Annotated in this window: 16 protein-coding genes; 7 read left to right on the top strand and 9 right to left on the bottom strand. The window is 61.9% G+C overall.

The genetic code is table 11. The features are described from left to right. The first annotated feature begins 37 nt into the window (after nt 1-37). Nucleotides 38-184 carry a hypothetical protein gene (locus RS694_RS20440; RefSeq protein ID WP_156876170.1) on the top strand — a complete coding sequence of 49 codons (147 nt, stop codon included), beginning with the start codon at nt 38-40 and terminating at the stop codon, nt 182-184. Here RS694_RS20440 and RS694_RS07285 read toward each other — a convergent pair. Next, nucleotides 148-1,257 carry a patatin-like phospholipase family protein gene (locus RS694_RS07285; RefSeq protein ID WP_029705859.1) on the bottom strand — a complete coding sequence of 370 codons (1,110 nt, stop codon included), beginning with the start codon at nt 1,255-1,257 and terminating at the stop codon, nt 148-150. The two genes, RS694_RS20440 and RS694_RS07285, sit on opposite strands and share 37 nt — an antisense overlap. Nucleotides 1,258-1,367: 110 nt before the next feature. On the opposite strand from RS694_RS07285, the gene RS694_RS07280 reads away from it, so the two are divergent. The 5 genes from RS694_RS07280 (at nt 1,368) to arsA (ending at nt 5,574) form a co-directional block, all read left to right on the top strand. Then, nucleotides 1,368-1,712 carry an ArsR/SmtB family transcription factor gene (locus RS694_RS07280; protein ID WP_029705860.1) on the top strand — a complete coding sequence of 115 codons (345 nt, stop codon included), beginning with the start codon at nt 1,368-1,370 and terminating at the stop codon, nt 1,710-1,712. 11 nt (nt 1,713-1,723) lie between these two features. Continuing rightward, entirely contained in the window at nt 1,724-2,410 is a 687-nt protein-coding gene (locus tag RS694_RS07275; RefSeq protein WP_029705861.1) for an aquaporin, read from the top strand. After that, nucleotides 2,407-2,829 carry an arsenate reductase (glutaredoxin) gene (gene arsC / locus RS694_RS07270; protein WP_029705862.1) on the top strand — a complete coding sequence of 141 codons (423 nt, stop codon included), beginning with the start codon at nt 2,407-2,409 and terminating at the stop codon, nt 2,827-2,829. The genes RS694_RS07275 and arsC overlap by 4 nt, the downstream gene beginning before the upstream one ends. Beyond that, nucleotides 2,807-3,559: an arsenical resistance protein ArsH gene (gene arsH, locus RS694_RS07265; RefSeq protein WP_029705863.1), complete on the top strand. Its 753-nt coding sequence runs from the start codon at nt 2,807-2,809 to the stop codon at nt 3,557-3,559. Before arsC ends, arsH begins: the two co-directional genes overlap by 23 nt. Nucleotides 3,560-3,774: 215 nt before the next feature. Next, nucleotides 3,775-5,574 (top strand): arsenical pump-driving ATPase, encoded by a 1,800-nt coding sequence (arsA, locus tag RS694_RS07260; RefSeq protein WP_037246410.1) that lies wholly within the window; start codon nt 3,775-3,777, stop codon nt 5,572-5,574. Nucleotides 5,575-5,631: 57 nt separating this feature from the next. Here the strand turns inward: arsA and RS694_RS07255 are convergent, their stop codons facing one another. The 5 genes from RS694_RS07255 to RS694_RS07235 all read right to left on the bottom strand — a co-directional run bounded on the left by RS694_RS07255 (nt 5,632) and on the right by RS694_RS07235 (nt 11,350). Then, nucleotides 5,632-6,132 carry a GNAT family N-acetyltransferase gene (locus tag RS694_RS07255; protein WP_029705865.1) on the bottom strand — a complete coding sequence of 167 codons (501 nt, stop codon included), beginning with the start codon at nt 6,130-6,132 and terminating at the stop codon, nt 5,632-5,634. Between the two features lie 2 nt (nt 6,133-6,134). After that, nucleotides 6,135-7,466 carry a phosphoglucosamine mutase gene (glmM, locus tag RS694_RS07250; protein ID WP_029705866.1) on the bottom strand — a complete coding sequence of 444 codons (1,332 nt, stop codon included), beginning with the start codon at nt 7,464-7,466 and terminating at the stop codon, nt 6,135-6,137. Nucleotides 7,467-7,504: 38 nt separating this feature from the next. Beyond that, nucleotides 7,505-8,374 (bottom strand): dihydropteroate synthase, encoded by an 870-nt coding sequence (folP, locus tag RS694_RS07245; RefSeq protein WP_029705867.1) that lies wholly within the window; start codon nt 8,372-8,374, stop codon nt 7,505-7,507. 96 nt (nt 8,375-8,470) lie between these two features. Next, a complete protein-coding gene (gene ftsH / locus RS694_RS07240; RefSeq protein ID WP_029705868.1) occupies nt 8,471-10,399 on the bottom strand; it encodes an ATP-dependent zinc metalloprotease FtsH in 1,929 nt (642 codons plus the stop codon). A 294-nt stretch (nt 10,400-10,693) separates the two neighbouring features. Then, nucleotides 10,694-11,350, bottom strand: a complete 657-nt coding sequence (locus RS694_RS07235) for an RlmE family RNA methyltransferase (RefSeq protein WP_029705869.1) — start codon at nt 11,348-11,350, stop codon at nt 10,694-10,696. A gap of 59 nt (nt 11,351-11,409) precedes the next feature. On the opposite strand from RS694_RS07235, the gene RS694_RS07230 reads away from it, so the two are divergent. Further along, nucleotides 11,410-11,886, top strand: coding sequence for a YhbY family RNA-binding protein (locus RS694_RS07230; RefSeq protein WP_029705870.1), 477 nt, complete (start codon nt 11,410-11,412; stop codon nt 11,884-11,886). Here RS694_RS07230 and RS694_RS07225 read toward each other — a convergent pair. The 3 genes from RS694_RS07225 to carB form a co-directional block, all read right to left on the bottom strand. Then, nucleotides 11,883-12,305, bottom strand: coding sequence for a DUF4149 domain-containing protein (locus RS694_RS07225; protein WP_029705871.1), 423 nt, complete (start codon nt 12,303-12,305; stop codon nt 11,883-11,885). The two genes, RS694_RS07230 and RS694_RS07225, sit on opposite strands and share 4 nt — an antisense overlap. After that, nucleotides 12,305-12,781 (bottom strand): transcription elongation factor GreA, encoded by a 477-nt coding sequence (greA, locus tag RS694_RS07220; RefSeq protein ID WP_029705872.1) that lies wholly within the window; start codon nt 12,779-12,781, stop codon nt 12,305-12,307. Before greA ends, RS694_RS07225 begins: the two co-directional genes overlap by 1 nt. Nucleotides 12,782-12,973: 192 nt before the next feature. Beyond that, the gene (gene carB / locus RS694_RS07215; protein WP_029705873.1) at nt 12,974-16,228 is read right to left on the bottom strand and encodes a carbamoyl-phosphate synthase large subunit; all 3,255 of its coding nucleotides are present in this window, start codon (nt 16,226-16,228) and stop codon (nt 12,974-12,976) included. Between the last annotated feature and the right edge of the window lie 8 nt (nt 16,229-16,236).

Here is a 16,236-nt window from a genome sequence, read left to right as displayed (position 1 = left end):
CGCTTCAACCAGTTCCACTCCGCCACAAGGTGACACCATGCTCTGGAAACTTCTGGGTCTGCAGAAAAAGCTCGATGCCCTGTTTGACGACGGCTGGGTGACGCTCAGCCTATCGTCCCGCCCCAACCTGCAGGCGGTTTATAGCGTTCAGGCGAACAGGCTTGTGACATCGATGCTGGAGTGACGCCCCACTGCGCTGGCGCTTTGCGCCAGCCATTGCGCACCACACACCCGGCCCTGCTTGTTCAGTGTCTCGAGAAAAGGGCCATGGGCCAGCATCTTGGTTTCCGCACGACGCAAGCTATCAGTCGTGCTGGTGTCGACCATGTGAAAGCGCATTTCGCGCAAGCGGTGCTCCAGCGGACCCGCCCCCACGGCTGAGGTATTGGAAAACGCGGTGGTCCGCGCAAACATCTGCATCTCGCGCATGAAGTGGGCCTTGAAACCCAGCTCTTCCGTGCGAATCTGGATTTCCTCCATAGTCTGCGGCGTGCCCTTGTGCACCAGCGGGCTCAACAGCACCAGCAGCACATCGCAGGCCGCGCAGTCGTAAAACAGGGGGAACACCGCCGGGTTGGCCGAAAAGCCGCCATCCCAGTACAACTCACCCTCAATTTCCACCGCGTGGTGGATCTTGGGCAGGCAGGCCGAGGCCAGCAGCATGTCCACTGTGAGCTCGTTTTCACGAAACACGCGCAGCTTGCCGGTATTGACCTGCGTGGCGCCGACAAACAGCTTGAAGGGGCTGTGCGCACGCAGGGCTTCAAAGTCGATCTGCTTCTTCAGCAACGTACGCAAGGGGTTGAGCGCCAGCGGATTGAGTTGGGTGGGCGCAAATTGCCCGGCCCAACTGGCAAACATCCGTGCAGCAGGCAGCAGGCTGATGGCATCACCTTCCCCCTGGGTCATCAGGTTCCAGGGCATTTGTTGTCCCAGCGCGGTCCAAAAATCGGTTAGCGCCTGGCGCGCACCGTCACGGCCGCCCTGCATCCAGCCATGGGCCAGCACCACCGCATTCATGGCACCGGCACTGCTGCCGCTGATGCCTTCGAAGGTGATGCGTGGGTCTTCCAGCAAGGCGTCGAGCACGCCCCAGGTAAACGCGCCGTGGGCACCGCCGCCCTGCAGGGCCAAGCTGAGCCGGGGTTCAGCGTTTGCGGCGCGTGGTTTGTGGGTACGCAGCAGGCGCTTGAGCATGGCCCGCCCGGCGCGGGTGGCGATGGCGGGGCGTTTGAAGAAGGTTCCGCTGTCGATCAAGGAGGGACCTTTCGGTGCGCGCGAAGATGCGCGCTCGGGCCAGTATAGGGTTTTCCCTAGATTTTCTGATGACAAGGTTATTATTTCAATAATTCAAGTATTATTGAAATATGAAAAGCACAGACACCATCCTGAACGAAGCCAGTGCGCTGACGGCCCTCACCGCGCTGGCCCAGGCCCAGCGCCTGCGCACTTTCAAGGCGCTGGTGGTGGCTGGCCCCGAAGGCCTGACGCCCGGCACGCTGGCCCAGCAACTGGAGAGCTCGCCCAGCGCCCTGTCCTTCCACCTCAAGGAACTGGCGCGCTCGGGCCTGGTGGACATTGAGCAGCGCGGACGCAACCTGATCTACCGCGCCAACTTTGGCCAGATGAATGGTCTGCTGGCTTATCTGACCGAGCACTGCTGCCAGGGTGCGGGTTGCACGGTTGACGATACCTCCGTCGCCTGCTGCTAGGTCCGCGTCCCATGCGCACGGTTCCCTTAAAAAAGCGCCTGCTCGCAGAGTTCTTCGGTACAGCCTCGCTGCTGTGCGCCGTGATTGGCTCAGGGCTTATGGCCCAGCGCATCAGGGGCGGCAATGACGGTGTGGCGCTATTGGCCAATACGCTGGCCACGGTATTTGCGCTGTATGTGCTGATTGAAACCCTGGGCCCGGTGAGCGGCGCCCACTTCAACCCGCTGGTCACTCTGGTTATGTGGTCAAAAGGGCCTCTGGCCCGCACGGAACCTGCGCAAGCAGCTACGTTTTTTATAGCATTTCAACTGCTCGGCGCGGTCGCTGGCGCCGCCTTGGCAAACGCCATGTTCGACCTGCCCCTGCTGCACGCGAGTCAGCATGTGCGTGGCGGGTGGGGCCAATGGCTGGCGGAAGCTGTGGCAACTTGCGGGCTGGTGTTTGTGATCTTGCGTGCCCCACCGGGCAAGGCCAGCGCGCTGGTGGCCTGCTACATCGGCGCCGCCTACTGGTTCACCGCCAGCACCGCGTTTGCCAACCCCGCAGCCGTGCTGGGCCGCATGCTGAGCGACAGCTTTGCCGGCATCGCCCCCGCCAGCGCACTGGGCTTCGTGCTGGCGCAGTGCGTCGGCGCCTGGGGCGGCTTGCAACTGGCCCAGCGTCTGGACACCCATCCCACTTCTCCGGAAACACCATGACCCAGATCACCATCTTTCACAACCCGGCCTGCGGCACATCGCGCAACACGCTGGCCATGATCCGCAACAGCGGCGTGGAACCCGAAGTTATCGAGTACCTGAAGACCCCGCCCACCAAGGAACGCCTGCAAGCACTGCTTGCCGCCATCGGCTTAGCCCCACGCGCCCTGCTGCGCGAAAAAGGCACGCCTTACGCCGAGCTGGACCTGGCCAACGCCAAGTGGAGCGACGACGAACTGCTGGACGTCATGCTGGCCCATCCGATCCTCATCAACCGCCCCATCGTGGAAACGCCCCTGGGCACACGCTTGTGCCGCCCGTCCGAGCTGGTGCTGGACATTCTTCCCAACACTCAGCAGGGCGCATTCACGAAAGAGGATGGCGAGGTCGTCATCAATGACAAAGGCCAACGTGTCTGAACCCAACATCGCCCTTCTCCATGCGCCCATCCCGCAACTGGAGGCCACGCACTTTCGCGTGCCTGAGATGGCGAATCTGCAAGCCCACGCTCCCAGCACCCACGCGCCGCGCATCGCCCTGCTCTACGGTTCGCTACGCCCGCGCTCGTTCAGCCGTCTGCTGACCGAAGAAGCTGCCCGCCTGCTACAGGCCATGGGTGCGGAAACGCGCGTCTTCAACCCCACCGGCCTGCCATTGCCCGACGATGCACCCGACACCCATCCCAAAGTGCAAGAGTTGCGCGAATTGGTCACCTGGGCCGAGGGCATGGTGTGGACTTCCCCCGAGCGGCATGGTGCGATGACGGGCATCATGAAATCGCAGATCGACTGGATTCCGCTGAGCCTGGGCGCGGTGCGTCCCACGCAGGGCAAGACGCTGGCGGTGATGCAGGTCAGCGGCGGCTCGCAAAGTTTCAACGCCGTGAACCAGATGCGTGTGTTGGGCCGCTGGATGCGGATGCTCACCATCCCCAACCAAAGCTCGGTGGCCAAGGCCTTCATGGAGTTTGGCGACGACGACCGCATGAAACCGTCGAGCTATTACGAGCGCTTGGTGGATGTGATGGAAGAGCTGATGAAGTTCACGTTGCTGACCCGCGACGTGGCGCCGTATCTGGTGGACCGGTACAGCGAGCGCAAGGAATCGGCTGAGCAACTGGCCAAGCGCGTCAACCAGCGCTCCACTTAAGTCCTATGGGGTTGAGCGGCTCCACGTCCACCGTATTGACGGGGCACGGCGCAGACACTGACTTAGCCCTGGTTGCGCCCTAGATGCTGTCCACAACGGAATCTACAGGGCACGTCAGCCAACACGATGCGAAAGCTTGACCTTGCGCAAACAACGGCGCTACAGCGTGCGGCGGGGTACGCACAAACCTGATTCATTCTGCGAACATCCCCGGCATGCACACAGAAAAAGAACAAGCCCCTGCGCCCTTGGGCTTGTTGACCGCCCCCACCCGCCACCTGTTCTTCACCGGCAAGGGCGGCGTGGGCAAAACCTCGCTGTCCACCGCCTGCGCGATTGCGCTGGCCGACCGGGGTAAACAGGTGCTGCTGGTGAGCACGGATGCGGCCTCCAACCTGGACGAGATGCTGGGCATCACCTTGGCCAACACCCCGGTGCCGGTACCCGGTGTGCCCGGCTTGTCGGTACTCAACATTGATCCCGACAACGCCGCCCAAAGCTACCGCGCCCGTGTGCTGGCGCAGATGGACCCGACCAGCACCGAGGCGGACCGCAGCCAGGTTCGGGAGCAGTTATCGGGCGCCTGCACCACCGAGATTGCCGCGTTTGACGAGTTCGCCAACCTGCTCAGCGGCGACGCTGACGGTTTTGACCACGTGGTGTTTGACACCGCGCCCACCGGGCACACGCTGCGACTCCTGAGCCTGCCCAAAGCATGGACTGGTTTTCTGGCAGACAACGACCGGGGCGCATCGTGTCTCGGGCCGCACTCGGGACTCAAGATGCAAGAAGCCCGCTTTGTCCAGGCTTTGCAGACGCTGAGCGATACCGCCCAAACCACGGTGGTGTTGGTCACCCGGCCGGATGCAGGCGCGATTGCCGAGGCGGCCCGCACTTCGCTGGAGCTGCAAGACCTGGGCCTGAACAACCAGCGCCTGGCGATCAACGGCGTGTTCCACGCCAGCTTGGCAAACGATGCGGTGGCTGCGGCATTTGAAGCCCTGGGCACCCAGGCACTGGCGGCCATGCCCGCGCATTTACGGGCCCTGCCACAAGACCAGATTCCACTGCGCGCATTTGACACGGTGGGCTTGCCTGCGCTGCGCGCACTGCTGCAAACGCAGGAAGGCATTGCACCACCATCCACTCCCACGCCGACCACTCAGCCAGTGGACGCGACGCATACACTCGCCGCGCTGACCGATGCCTTGGCCGCACCAGGGCGCGGGCTCATCATGGTGATGGGCAAAGGCGGCGTAGGCAAAACCACGGTGGCGGCGGCCATTGCCGCCGGGCTGGTGCAGCGCGGCCACTCGGTGCACCTGAGCACCACCGACCCGGCCGACCACCTGCGCGTCACGGTGGACGGCAGTCTGCCCGGCCTGAAGGTAGACCGCATCGACCCCAAGGCCGAGACCGAGAAATACATCGCCAAAGTGATGGCCGTCAAATCGCCAGGCCTAGATGCGGCAGGCATTGCGCTGCTGCGCGAAGACCTGCAATCGCCCTGCACCGAAGAGGTGGCGGTGTTCCATGCGTTTTCACGCATCGTGAGTGAGGCGCGCAGCGCCTTTGTGGTGCTGGACACCGCGCCCACCGGCCACAGCCTGCTGCTGATGGACGCCACCGGCGCCTACCACCGACAGATGCTGCGCGAATACGGCGACGCCAACCCCGGCCACCTGGTCACCCCGCTGATGCGCCTGCAAGACCCACAGCACACGCGCATCGTGCTGGTCACACTGCCCGAGGTCACGCCCGTGTCGCAAGCCAGTGCACTGCAGGACGACCTGCGCCGCGCGAAGATTGAACCCTTTGCCTGGGTCATCAACAAAAGTATGGCCACTGCAGGCACCCACGACCCGCTCTTAGCCGCGCGGCTGGCGGGAGAGCAAAAACAAATGGAGCGGATCACCACCGGCCTGTCCGGCAACACCTACCTGGTACCGTGGCTGGCCGAGCGGCCGGTGGGCATTGCGGCACTCAGTGCATTGGCATCGCTATCAAAAGAGTAGCTAGCTGCGCAATATCCACGGGAACCAGAGGCCAAAAATGCTTAGATTTTCGGTGCCTCAGGCCAGCCACTTCTGCATGAACTGCGCCTGACCCATAGCCGGGTCCAGCTCGTACTGGGCAAAACCCACGCGCTTGTACAGCCGGGCCGCACCGGGGTTGCCGGACAGCACTTCCAGCGTGAGTTTGCAGGCGCCGCGGGCGCGGGCCTCGTCTTCGGCGGCTGCCAGCAGGCGTTCGCCGATGTGCTGGCCGCGGTGGCCGTCCATCACCGCGAGGTCGTGCACATTCACCAGCGGCTGGCTGGCAAAGGTGGAGAAGCCTTCGATGCAATTGATCAGGCCCACGGGCTGGTCGTCACCCGCTCCCGCAAACGCCACGAAGCTGAAGGCGTGGGGCCGCGCTGCCAGCCCCGCCACCACATTGGTTTTGGCAAAGTCGCTCAGGCCCTCGCCGCCGCCCATGGGATCGCGTGCGTAGGCGTCTAGCATGGCGACCAGCGCTTGTGCATGGGATGGGTTGGCGTAGTCCACGCGGCTGATACGGATGTTGTTGGTCATATTCATACTTTGAGGGTGTCGGCAATGCGCTGGGCGCTGGCTTGCGCCTGGGTGGCATCGCGCGCTTCCACCATCACCCGCACCAGCGGCTCGGTGCCACTGGCACGGATCAACACACGGCCGGTATCGCCCAGCTCGGCTTCTACCGCTTTGGTAGCGGCTTCCATCTGCGTGTTCGATTTCCAATCCTGCCCCGGCGCCAGGCGCACATTGATCAGGGTTTGCGGGAACAGCGTCACGTTTTTCAACAAATCAGCCATGCTCTTGCCGCTGCGCACGCAGGCCTGCAGCACCTGCAGCGCGGAAATCAATCCATCACCCGTGGTGTGTTTGTCCAGCGCCAGCAAGTGGCCCGAGCCCTCGCCGCCCAGAATCCATTTGTGTTTCTCCAGCTCTTCGAGCACATAGCGGTCGCCCACCTTGGCGCGCACAAACTGCACGCCACGCTTCTTGAGCGCCACTTCCACCGCCATATTGGTCATCAACGTGCCCACCACGCCGGGCACGTGCTCGTCGCGGCCCAGGCGGTCATCGGCCATCAGGTACAGCAGCTCGTCGCCGTTGTACAGGCGGCCCTGTGCGTCCACCAGTTGCAGGCGGTCGGCATCGCCGTCGAGTGCCACACCGAAATGCGCCTTGTGTTCCTTGACGGCCTGCACCAGCGCGGCAGGATGCGTGGCGCCCACGTCCTTGTTGATGTTCAGGCCATCGGGTGCGCAACCAATGGCGATCACCTCGGCGCCCAGTTCGTGGAACACCTTGGGGGCGATGTGGTAAGCCGCACCGTGTGCCGCGTCGACCACAATCTTCATGCCCTTGAGCGTCAAATCATTGGCAAACGTGCTCTTGCAGAACTCGATGTAGCGCCCGGCCGCATCGTCCAGGCGGCGCGACTTGCCCAGGCTGGCAGAGTCGGCCCACTCCGGGGGCTTGGCCAGTTCGGCCTCTACCGCGAGCTCCCACGCGTCGGACAGCTTGGTGCCCTGCGCGCTGAAAAACTTGATGCCGTTGTCAGCAAACGGGTTGTGGCTGGCGCTGATGACCACGCCCAGCGACGCACGCTGCGCACGGGTCAGATAAGCCACGCCTGGTGTCGGCAATGGCCCGAGCAGAACCACGTCCACACCGGCAGAGTTGAAACCACTCTCCAGCGCACTCTCCAGCATGTAGCCCGAGATACGGGTGTCCTTGCCAATCAGCACCGTGGGGCGCGCCTCGGCCCGCTTGAGCACATGGCCAACGGCATGCGCCAGGCGCAGCACAAAGTCCGGCGTGATGGGTGCCTGCCCTACCGTGCCGCGAATGCCGTCGGTTCCGAAATACTGTCGTCCCATACCACTTACCTCTATTGTTTTGAATGTGATGAATCTGTTTATGCGGCTTGCATGGCCGCCAACACTTTGAGTGCCTGCACCGTCTCGCGCACGTCGTGCACGCGCACGATGCTCGCGCCGTTCTGTACCGCCAGCACGGCAGCGGCTACGCTAGGCACCATGCGCTCGTGCACATCCAGCGTGGCCACTGCGGCCAACGATGTTTGTGTCACCGCGGCCAGCGACGACTTGCGCGACCAGCCCGCCAAGAGCGGATAGCCCAGCGCCAGCAGCTCGCGCTGGCGTGCCAGCAGTGCAAAGTTCTGCGGCACGGTCTTGCCAAAACCAATGCCGGGGTCTATGCAAATACGAGGCTTTTCAACCCCCAGCCCTCGCAGATCCTGCGCAAGCCGCTCTAAAAACGATAGCACCTGCGGCACCACGTCACCCTCCATGGGCGCCACCTGCATGGTCTGCGGGTCACGGTGCATGTGCATCAGGCACACCCCGCAACTGCCATGCCGGGCCACGACTTCCTGGCCCGTGACATGGAAGGATGGATCACGCCAGCGCAGCGCCCAGATGTCGTTGATGATGTCGGCGCCCATGTCCAGCACGGCCTGCATGACCTGTGGCTTGTAGGTGTCCACCGATACCGGCACACCCAGCGTCACGGCGTGGCGCACCACGGGCAACACACGCGCCAGTTCTTCATCCACAGGCAGCGTCAGTGCGCCCGGGCGGGTGGACTCACCACCAATGTCCAGAATGGCAGCGCCGTCCTTGAGCAATTGGTCGCAATGGGCCATGGCCGCAGCGCTGGAGGCGTGCTGCCCACCGTCCGAAAACGAATCGGGCGTGACATTGACGATACCCATGACCAACGGCTTGGTCAGGTCAATCGGGTAACGCGTGGTGTGCCAAAACATGGGAGCTACTGTAACGCTTGGAGTGAGCAAGAAAAAAGGGGCCGGAGGGCCCCTTGGGTGGGCCGCACATCACTGTGCGACCTGTTTTGAGACTACTTAGACTGCAGTCGGTGCGGGGTCGGTAGCGGCGGGTGCCGCATCCGCGCCACCACCGCCATCACCGCTGCTACCCGGGTAGGGCGCACGCGGCGTCCAGTCCTTGGACGGACGTGGCTCTTTGCCGGCCATGATGTCCAGCACTTGGTCACGGTCAATGGTTTCCCAATCCATCAGCGCCTTGGTCATCATCTCGACCTTGCTGGCCTGTTCACGCAGAATTTTCTCGGCCACAGCGTATTGCTCGTCCAGGATGCGGCGGATTTCCTGGTCCACCTTGAGCATGGTGGCTTCGGAGATATTGGTGGTCTGGGTCACGCTGCGGCCCAAGAACACTTCGCCTTCATTCTCGGCGTAGACCATGGGGCCCAGCAATTCACTCATGCCGTAGCGTGTGACCATGTCGCGGGCGATCTTGGTGGCACGCTCGTAGTCGTTCGATGCGCCGGTGGAGATTTTCTTGACGAAAAAGTCTTCGGCAATACGGCCACCGAACAGGATGCTGATCTCGGCCAGCATCTGGTCGCGGTAGCGGCTCAGGCGGTCACGCTCAGGCAACTGCCATGTCAGGCCCAAAGCCCGGCCACGCGGCATGATGGTGACCTTGTGCACCGGGTCGGTATTGGGCAGCGACTCTGCCACCACGGCATGGCCCGACTCGTGGTAGGCGGTAGCCCGCTTTTCCTCGTCGGTCATCACCATGGAGACACGCTCGGGGCCCATGTAAATCTTGTCTTTGGCCTTCTCGAAATCCTGCATTTCGACCACGCGCGCATTGCGGCGTGCGGCCATCAGGGCGGCTTCGTTGCACAGATTGGCCAAGTCAGCACCGCTCATGCCGGGTGTACCGCGGGCGATGATGCTGGGCTTGACGTCCTGGCCCAAAGGGACCTTGCGCATGTGCACGTTAAGGATCTGCTCGCGACCGCGAATATCGGGCAGGGTGACATAGACCTGGCGGTCAAAACGACCTGGGCGCAGCAGTGCAGCATCCAGAATGTCAGGGCGGTTGGTGGCAGCCACCACGATCACACCGACGTTGGTCTCAAAACCGTCCATCTCGACCAGCATCTGGTTCAGGGTCTGTTCGCGTTCGTCATTGCCACCGCCCAAACCAGCGCCACGCTGGCGACCGACGGCGTCGATTTCATCGATGAAGATGATGCAAGGGGCGTTTTTCTTGGCGTTTTCGAACATGTCGCGCACGCGGGATGCACCCACGCCGACAAACATTTCCACGAAATCAGAACCCGAGATGCTGAAGAAAGGTACCTTGGCTTCGCCCGCAATGGACTTGGCCAGCAGTGTTTTACCCGTACCAGGAGGGCCGACCAGCAACAAACCACGCGGAATACGGCCGCCGAGTTTCTGGAACTTGGAGGGGTCTTTCAGGAAGTCCACGACTTCCTTGACTTCTTCCTTGGCCTCGTCGCAACCGGCCACGTCGGCAAAGGTCACGGTGTTGGTGTTTTCGTCGAGCAAACGGGCCTTACTCTTGCCAAAGCTGAACGCGCCGCCCTTGCCGCCGCCCTGCATCTGGCGCATGAAGTACACCCACACGCCGATCAACAGCAGCATGGGGCCCCAGCTGACCAGCAAGGTCATGAGCAAGGAGCCTTCTTCGCGGGGTTTGACGTCGAACTTGACGTTGTTGGCTATCAGGTCGCCGACCAGACCACGGTCCAGGTAAGTGGCGGTGGTGCGGACTTTGCGGTCATCGGTGGTAACGGCCAGAATCTCGGTGCCGCCCTGGCCTTCCTGGATGATGGCGCTCTTGATCTGCTTGCTGCGCACCTGCTCCAGGAAATCGGAATAGCCGACCAAGCCCGTGCTGCCCGCGCTGCGCGAATCGAATTGCTTGAACACGGTGAAAAGCACCAAGGCAATCACCAACCACACTGCAATTTTCGAAAACCACTGATTATTCAAGCGAAGCTCCAAGAGGACGCACTAAGACATGCGATGCGTACTTGGGCCCCATTTTAGGCGTTTCAAGACACAGGGAGGCGCTTTTTAGGGCTTTCATCCACAGAAACTACAAGGTTTAAGCCGACGCGCAGCAGGCCTGTCCAGAGCGGGCAAGCCGCCGCTGGGCCGCCCCAAGGCGGGTTAGCCCCCTCGGGGGGCAGCGACCCGCTCACGCATCTGCTGTCGCAGATGCGCTCACATTGTGGCAATACGCCCGGCACGGCCGAAGGGCCGTGCATGGGCGGAGCGTGGGGGCTATCGCAAGCCAAGACCCACCAAAAATGTCTCAGAGGAGCGGTCACGCGACGCCTTGGGTTTGAGCGGCTTAACCGTTTGAAACGCCTCCTTGAAGCGTTTCACCACGTCGTTGTAACTGCCGCCATGGAACACCTTGGCCACCAGCGCGCCCTGGGGTTTCATGTGGTTTTGGGCAAATTCAATGGCCAGTTCCACCAAATACTCGATACGGGCCGCATCGGCGGACGATATGCCAGAGAGGTTGGGTGCCATGTCCGACACCACCACATCGGCCTGCCGGCCGGCCAAAGCGGCTTCGAGCTGGGTCAGAACCTCCGCCTCCCGAAAGTCACCCTGGATGAAGGTCACGCCCTCGATAGGGTCCATGGGCAACAGGTCCAGCCCAATGATGGTGCCGTTCATTTCGCCCACTGCGGCACCGTTGGGCGACATGCGCCGGCGCAGGTACTGGCTCCAGGCGCCGGGGGTGCAACCCAAGTCCACCACCAGCTGACCGGGTTTGATCAGGTGCAGGGTTTCGTCAATTTCCTTGAGTTTGTAGGCCGCCCGTGCGCGGTAGCCTTCCCTGCCCGCCAATTTGACGTAAGGGTCGTTGATGTGGTCGTGCAGCCAAGCCTTGTTGACCTTGGTGCCGCTTTTCTTGATGGAAGACATGACTACTTTCTGAGGGGGCAGCTCTACCACCCCGTTACCGTTGCAGGGATAATACCCATATGCCCTTAATTCAACTGACTCCCGCCCAGCGCAAAGACCATCGCGCTGACGCCCACCACCTGGACCCCGTCGTCATGGTGGGTGGCGATGGCCTCACTGCCAACGTCAAAAACGAGATCGACGCAGCCCTCAACGCCCATGGCCTGATCAAGGTACGCGTCTTCTCCGATGACCGTGTCGCCCGGGAAGAAATGTTCCAGACCCTGGCCAACGACCTGAACGCGGCCCCCATTCAGCACATTGGCAAACTGCTGGTGTTGTGGCGCCCCAAGGTGGAAAAGGAAAAAACAGTCGACGAAAACCGCATGCCCGGCCCGCGCGACTTCAAGGTGTTGAAGTACAGCAAACGCGCCGGTCAACGCCCCGAAGTCAAAACCCTGCGTGTGTTGGGCAACCAGCGCCTCACGCCGGGTGGGAACGTCAAGCGGGCCAAACCGAAGCCACCGGTCAGCGTCAAGAAACGCAGCCAGACTTAAGTCGACGTCGCACTGCGCGCTGCAGCGAGTTTTCCAAAAACCACCAGCGCGCACACCCACTGCAGTACATACATGGCACTGCCTACCCGGTGCCACAGGGCCAGGTTGTCACGCGCCACGATGTGGGGCGACACACCAAACTCCACCAAGAGCGCCAACAAGGCCCCAGCCACTACAAAAAGTGTAGCTGCTCGCGCAGTATCCACGGGGGCTAGAGGCCTATTTGACCTAAAAACCAGCAGCAGACCCAAGGCACATGCCGTGGAAACGCCGGTTTGCAGGCTGAAGAGTTTCGCCGCCATGCCGCCTGCGATAGCCGGTGTGGGCAAATGCACAAACAGCATGGGCACCACCAAGAAACCCAGCGTGGTCAGGCTGCCCGCCCAGGCGGCTGCCAGCCACAGCGGTAGCGTACGCATCAGATGTAGTGAACCGCGACGACTTCGTAGACTTTCTCGCCGCCGGGGGCCAGCACCACGGCGGTGTCGCCCTGCTCCTTGCCGATCAGGGCACGGGCAATCGGAGAGCTGATGTTGATGAGGCCGTGCTTGAGATCGGCTTCGTCTTCGCCGACGATCTGGTATTTCACACGGTCGCCCGACTCTTCCTCTTCCAGCTCTACCGTGGCACCAAACACCACACGGCCATCGGCCTGAATGCCGGAGGGGTCGATCACCTGGGCGATGGACATCTTGCCTTCAATTTCCTGGATGCGGCCTTCGATAAAGCCCTGGCGCTCTTTGGCCGCGTCGTAGTCGGCGTTTTCACTCAGATCGCCCTGTGCACGTGCTTCAGAAATCGCCTGGATCACTCCGGGGCGCTCCACGGTCTTGAGTTTGTGCAGCTCGGCCTTGAGCAGTTCTGCGCCGCGTTTGGTGATGGGAAAGGTTGCCATGGTCTCAATAGTGTTTTGTCGGGCCTCAAAGTACAAGGACAGTGCGGCGCTTGCGCGCGGCACTGTCCAAGCAGTAAAAGCAGATTATGCCAAGGTTCTCGGAGCCCCACGCTTGTTACTTCGTGTGCTGCATTGCCTCCAAAGAGCTTCGTTTCCCTCGGGGCGGCCCGGCGGTAAAGCCGGGCGCGTCACTTAAGCGTGCAATTGGGCATGCATCTCCTGCACCGAGATCACATCGAGGTGGTCCAGGTACTTCATGCCCTCGACCGCAGCCTCCGCACCGGCAATGGTGGTGTAGGTGGTGACACGGGCCAACAGGGCCGACGTGCGGATCTGGCGCGAGTCGGCAATCGCGTTGCGGCGCTCTTCCACGGTGTTGACCACCATGGCGATTTCCTCGTTCTTGATCATGTCCACGATGTGCGGGCGCCCTTCCGTGACCTTGTTGACCACGGCGCAGGACACACCCGCCGCGCTGATGGCGGCTGCCGTGCCCTTGGTGGCCACCAGTTCAAAGCCCTGCGCTGCGAGCTTGCGGGCCACTTCTACGGCACGCGGCTTGTCACTTTGCTTGACCGAGATAAACGCCTTGCCCGAACGCGGCAGCTTGGCGCCTGCGCCCAGTTGCGATTTCACAAAAGCTTCGCCGAAAGTCTTACCCACGCCCATCACTTCGCCGGTGGACTTCATCTCGGGGCCGAGGATGGTGTCCACGCCCGGGAACTTGACAAACGGGAACACGGCTTCCTTGACGCTGAAGTACGGCGGAGTGACTTCCTTGCCAATACCCTGGCTGGCCAGCGTCTGGCCGGCCATGCAGCGCGCTGCGACCTTGGCCAGCTGGATGCCAGTAGCTTTGGAGACAAACGGCACGGTGCGGCTTGCGCGCGGGTTCACTTCTAATACATAGATCACGTCCTGACCATCCACGGTCTGGATCGCGAACTGCACGTTCATCAAGCCGACCACGTTCAGAGCTTGCGCCATCGCCGAGGTCTGGCGTTTGATTTCGGTAACCGTCGCAGCGCTCAGGCTGTAGGGCGGCAGTGAGCAAGCGGAATCTCCGCTGTGCACGCCCGCTTGTTCGATGTGCTCCATCACGCCACCGATAAAGGTCACGCCCGCGGAGTCGCGGATGCAATCGACATCGCACTCAATCGCGTCGTTCAGAAAGCGGTCCAAGAGCACCGGCGAATCGTGGCTCACCTTGACCGCTTCGCGCATGTAGCGCTCCAGGTCGCGCTGCTCGTGGACGATTTCCATCGCACGGCCGCCCAGCACATAGCTGGGGCGCACCACCAGCGGATAGCCTAGGGCAGCCGCTTTTTCCAGCGCTTCAGGTTCAGTACGCGCTGTCGCGTTCGGTGGTTGGCGAAGCTTCAGTTCGTGCAGCAGTTTCTGGAAACGCTCGCGGTCTTCGGCGGCGTCAATCATGTCGGGCGATGTGCCGATGATGGGCACGCCATTCGCTTCGAGATCCAGCGCAAGCTTCAAAGGCGTCTGGCCGCCGTATTGCACGATCACGCCGACCGGTTTTTCCTTGTCAACGATTTCGAGCACGTCTTCCAGCGTCAGCGGCTCGAAGTACAGGCGATCCGAGGTGTCGTAGTCGGTAGAGACGGTCTCCGGGTTGCAGTTGACCATGATGGTCTCGTAGCCGTCTTCGCGCATCGCCAATGCGGCGTGCACGCAGCAGTAATCGAACTCAATGCCCTGGCCGATGCGGTTCGGGCCACCGCCCAGCACCATGATCTTTTTCTTGTTGGTAGGCGCCGCTTCGCACTCGGAGCCTTCGGCTTCGTAGGTCGAATACAGGTACGCGGTGTTGGTGGCGAACTCTGCAGCGCAAGTGTCCACACGCTTGTAGACCGGGCGCACACCAAGGGCACGGCGCTTGTTGCGCACGGCGGTGTCGGTGGTTTTGAATTGCTTGGCCAGGCGGCGGTCCGAGAAACCCTTTTGCTTCAGGGCGCGCAGAGTGGCCGCGTCGATGTTGTCCAGCGCGCTGCCAGTCGCAGGCTGCGGCAGGTTTTCGATTTCCAGTTCCAGCTTGACGATCTGTTCGATCTGCACGAGAAACCACGGGTCGATCTTGGTCAGCGCGAACACTTCATCCACGCTCATGCCTTGCGCAAAGGCGTCGCCCACATACCAAATGCGCTCGGGGCCGGGCTCGCCCAGTTCTTTTTCGAGAACTTCGCGGTCCTGCGTTTTCTCGTTCATACCGTCCACGCCGACTTCGAGGCCGCGCAGGGCTTTCTGGAACGATTCCTGGAAGGTACGGCCCATGGCCATCACCTCGCCCACAGACTTCATCTGTGTGGTCAGGCGGCTATCGGCTGCTGGGAATTTCTCGAATGCGAAACGCGGGATCTTGGTGACCACGTAGTCGATGCTGGGCTCGAACGAAGCCGGCGTCGCGCCACCAGTGATGTCGTTGCGCAACTCGTCCAGCGTGAAGCCAACCGCCAGCTTGGCCGCGACTTTGGCAATCGGAAAACCAGTCGCCTTGGAAGCCAGCGCGGAAGAACGCGACACGCGGGGATTCATCTCGATGACCACCATTCGGCCATCGACCGGGTTGATCGAGAATTGCACGTTGGAGCCCCCGGTATCCACGCCGATTTCGCGCAGCACCGCCAGAGACGCGTTACGCAAGATCTGGTATTCCTTGTCGGTCAGCGTCTGCGCCGGGGCCACGGTGATCGAGTCACCGGTGTGCACGCCCATCGGGTCCAGATTTTCAATGGAGCAAACGATGATGCAGTTGTCCGCCTTGTCGCGTACCACTTCCATCTCATACTCTTTCCAGCCGAGCAGCGACTCTTCAATCAGCAGCTCGTTGGTGGGCGAGGCTTCCAGGCCGCGCTTGCAGATAGTCTCGAATTCTTCTGCGTTGTAGGCAATGCCGCCACCGGTACCGCCCAGCGTGAAGCTGGGGCGAATGACCGTAGGGAAGCCCAGCGTCTTTTGCACGCCCCAGGCTTCTTCCATGCTGTGCGCAATGCCCGAGCGCGCGGAGCCCAGACCGATCTTGGTCATCGCGTCCTTGAACTTCAAACGGTCTTCGGCCTTGTCGATGGCTTCGGGCGTGGCGCCAATCAGCTCCACCTTGTATTTGTCCAGCACGCCGTTGTGCCACAGGTCCAGCGCGCAGTTCAGCGCGGTCTGGCCACCCATGGTCGGCAGGATCGCATCGGGGCGTTCCTTGGCGATGATCTTCTCCACCGTCTGCCAGGTGATGGGTTCGATGTAGGTGACGTCCGCCGTGGCGGGGTCAGTCATGATGGTCGCGGGGTTGCTGTTGATCAGAATGACCTTGTAGCCCTCTTCGCGCAGCGCCTTGCAGGCCTGCACGCCGGAGTAGTCGAACTCGCAGGCCTGGCCAATGATGATGGGGCCGGCGCCAATGATCAGTATGCTTTTTATATCGGTACGTTTTGGCATTTCTACTT

This window comes from Rhodoferax saidenbachensis (assembly GCF_001955715.1).
In the GTDB taxonomy this organism is placed as follows: domain Bacteria; phylum Pseudomonadota; class Gammaproteobacteria; order Burkholderiales; family Burkholderiaceae_C; genus Allorhodoferax; species Allorhodoferax saidenbachensis.
This window is presented reverse-complemented; position numbering and strand designations above follow the sequence as displayed.

Coding starts and splice junctions, on each gene's coding strand:
- glmM (WP_029705866.1), bottom strand. CDS start 7,466: ATGGGACGACAGTATTTCGGAACCGACGGCATTCGCGGCACGGTAGGG.
- greA (WP_029705872.1), bottom strand. CDS start 12,781: ATGGCAACCTTTCCCATCACCAAACGCGGCGCAGAACTGCTCAAGGCC.
- RS694_RS20440 (WP_156876170.1), top strand. CDS start 38: ATGCTCTGGAAACTTCTGGGTCTGCAGAAAAAGCTCGATGCCCTGTTT.
- arsA (WP_037246410.1), top strand. CDS start 3,775: ATGCACACAGAAAAAGAACAAGCCCCTGCGCCCTTGGGCTTGTTGACC.
- arsH (WP_029705863.1), top strand. CDS start 2,807: ATGACAAAGGCCAACGTGTCTGAACCCAACATCGCCCTTCTCCATGCG.
- RS694_RS07275 (WP_029705861.1), top strand. CDS start 1,724: ATGCGCACGGTTCCCTTAAAAAAGCGCCTGCTCGCAGAGTTCTTCGGT.
- arsC (WP_029705862.1), top strand. CDS start 2,407: ATGACCCAGATCACCATCTTTCACAACCCGGCCTGCGGCACATCGCGC.
- RS694_RS07230 (WP_029705870.1), top strand. CDS start 11,410: ATGCCCTTAATTCAACTGACTCCCGCCCAGCGCAAAGACCATCGCGCT.
- RS694_RS07225 (WP_029705871.1), bottom strand. CDS start 12,305: ATGCGTACGCTACCGCTGTGGCTGGCAGCCGCCTGGGCGGGCAGCCTG.
- folP (WP_029705867.1), bottom strand. CDS start 8,374: ATGTTTTGGCACACCACGCGTTACCCGATTGACCTGACCAAGCCGTTG.
- RS694_RS07235 (WP_029705869.1), bottom strand. CDS start 11,350: ATGTCTTCCATCAAGAAAAGCGGCACCAAGGTCAACAAGGCTTGGCTG.
- RS694_RS07280 (WP_029705860.1), top strand. CDS start 1,368: ATGAAAAGCACAGACACCATCCTGAACGAAGCCAGTGCGCTGACGGCC.
- carB (WP_029705873.1), bottom strand. CDS start 16,228: ATGCCAAAACGTACCGATATAAAAAGCATACTGATCATTGGCGCCGGC.
- RS694_RS07255 (WP_029705865.1), bottom strand. CDS start 6,132: ATGACCAACAACATCCGTATCAGCCGCGTGGACTACGCCAACCCATCC.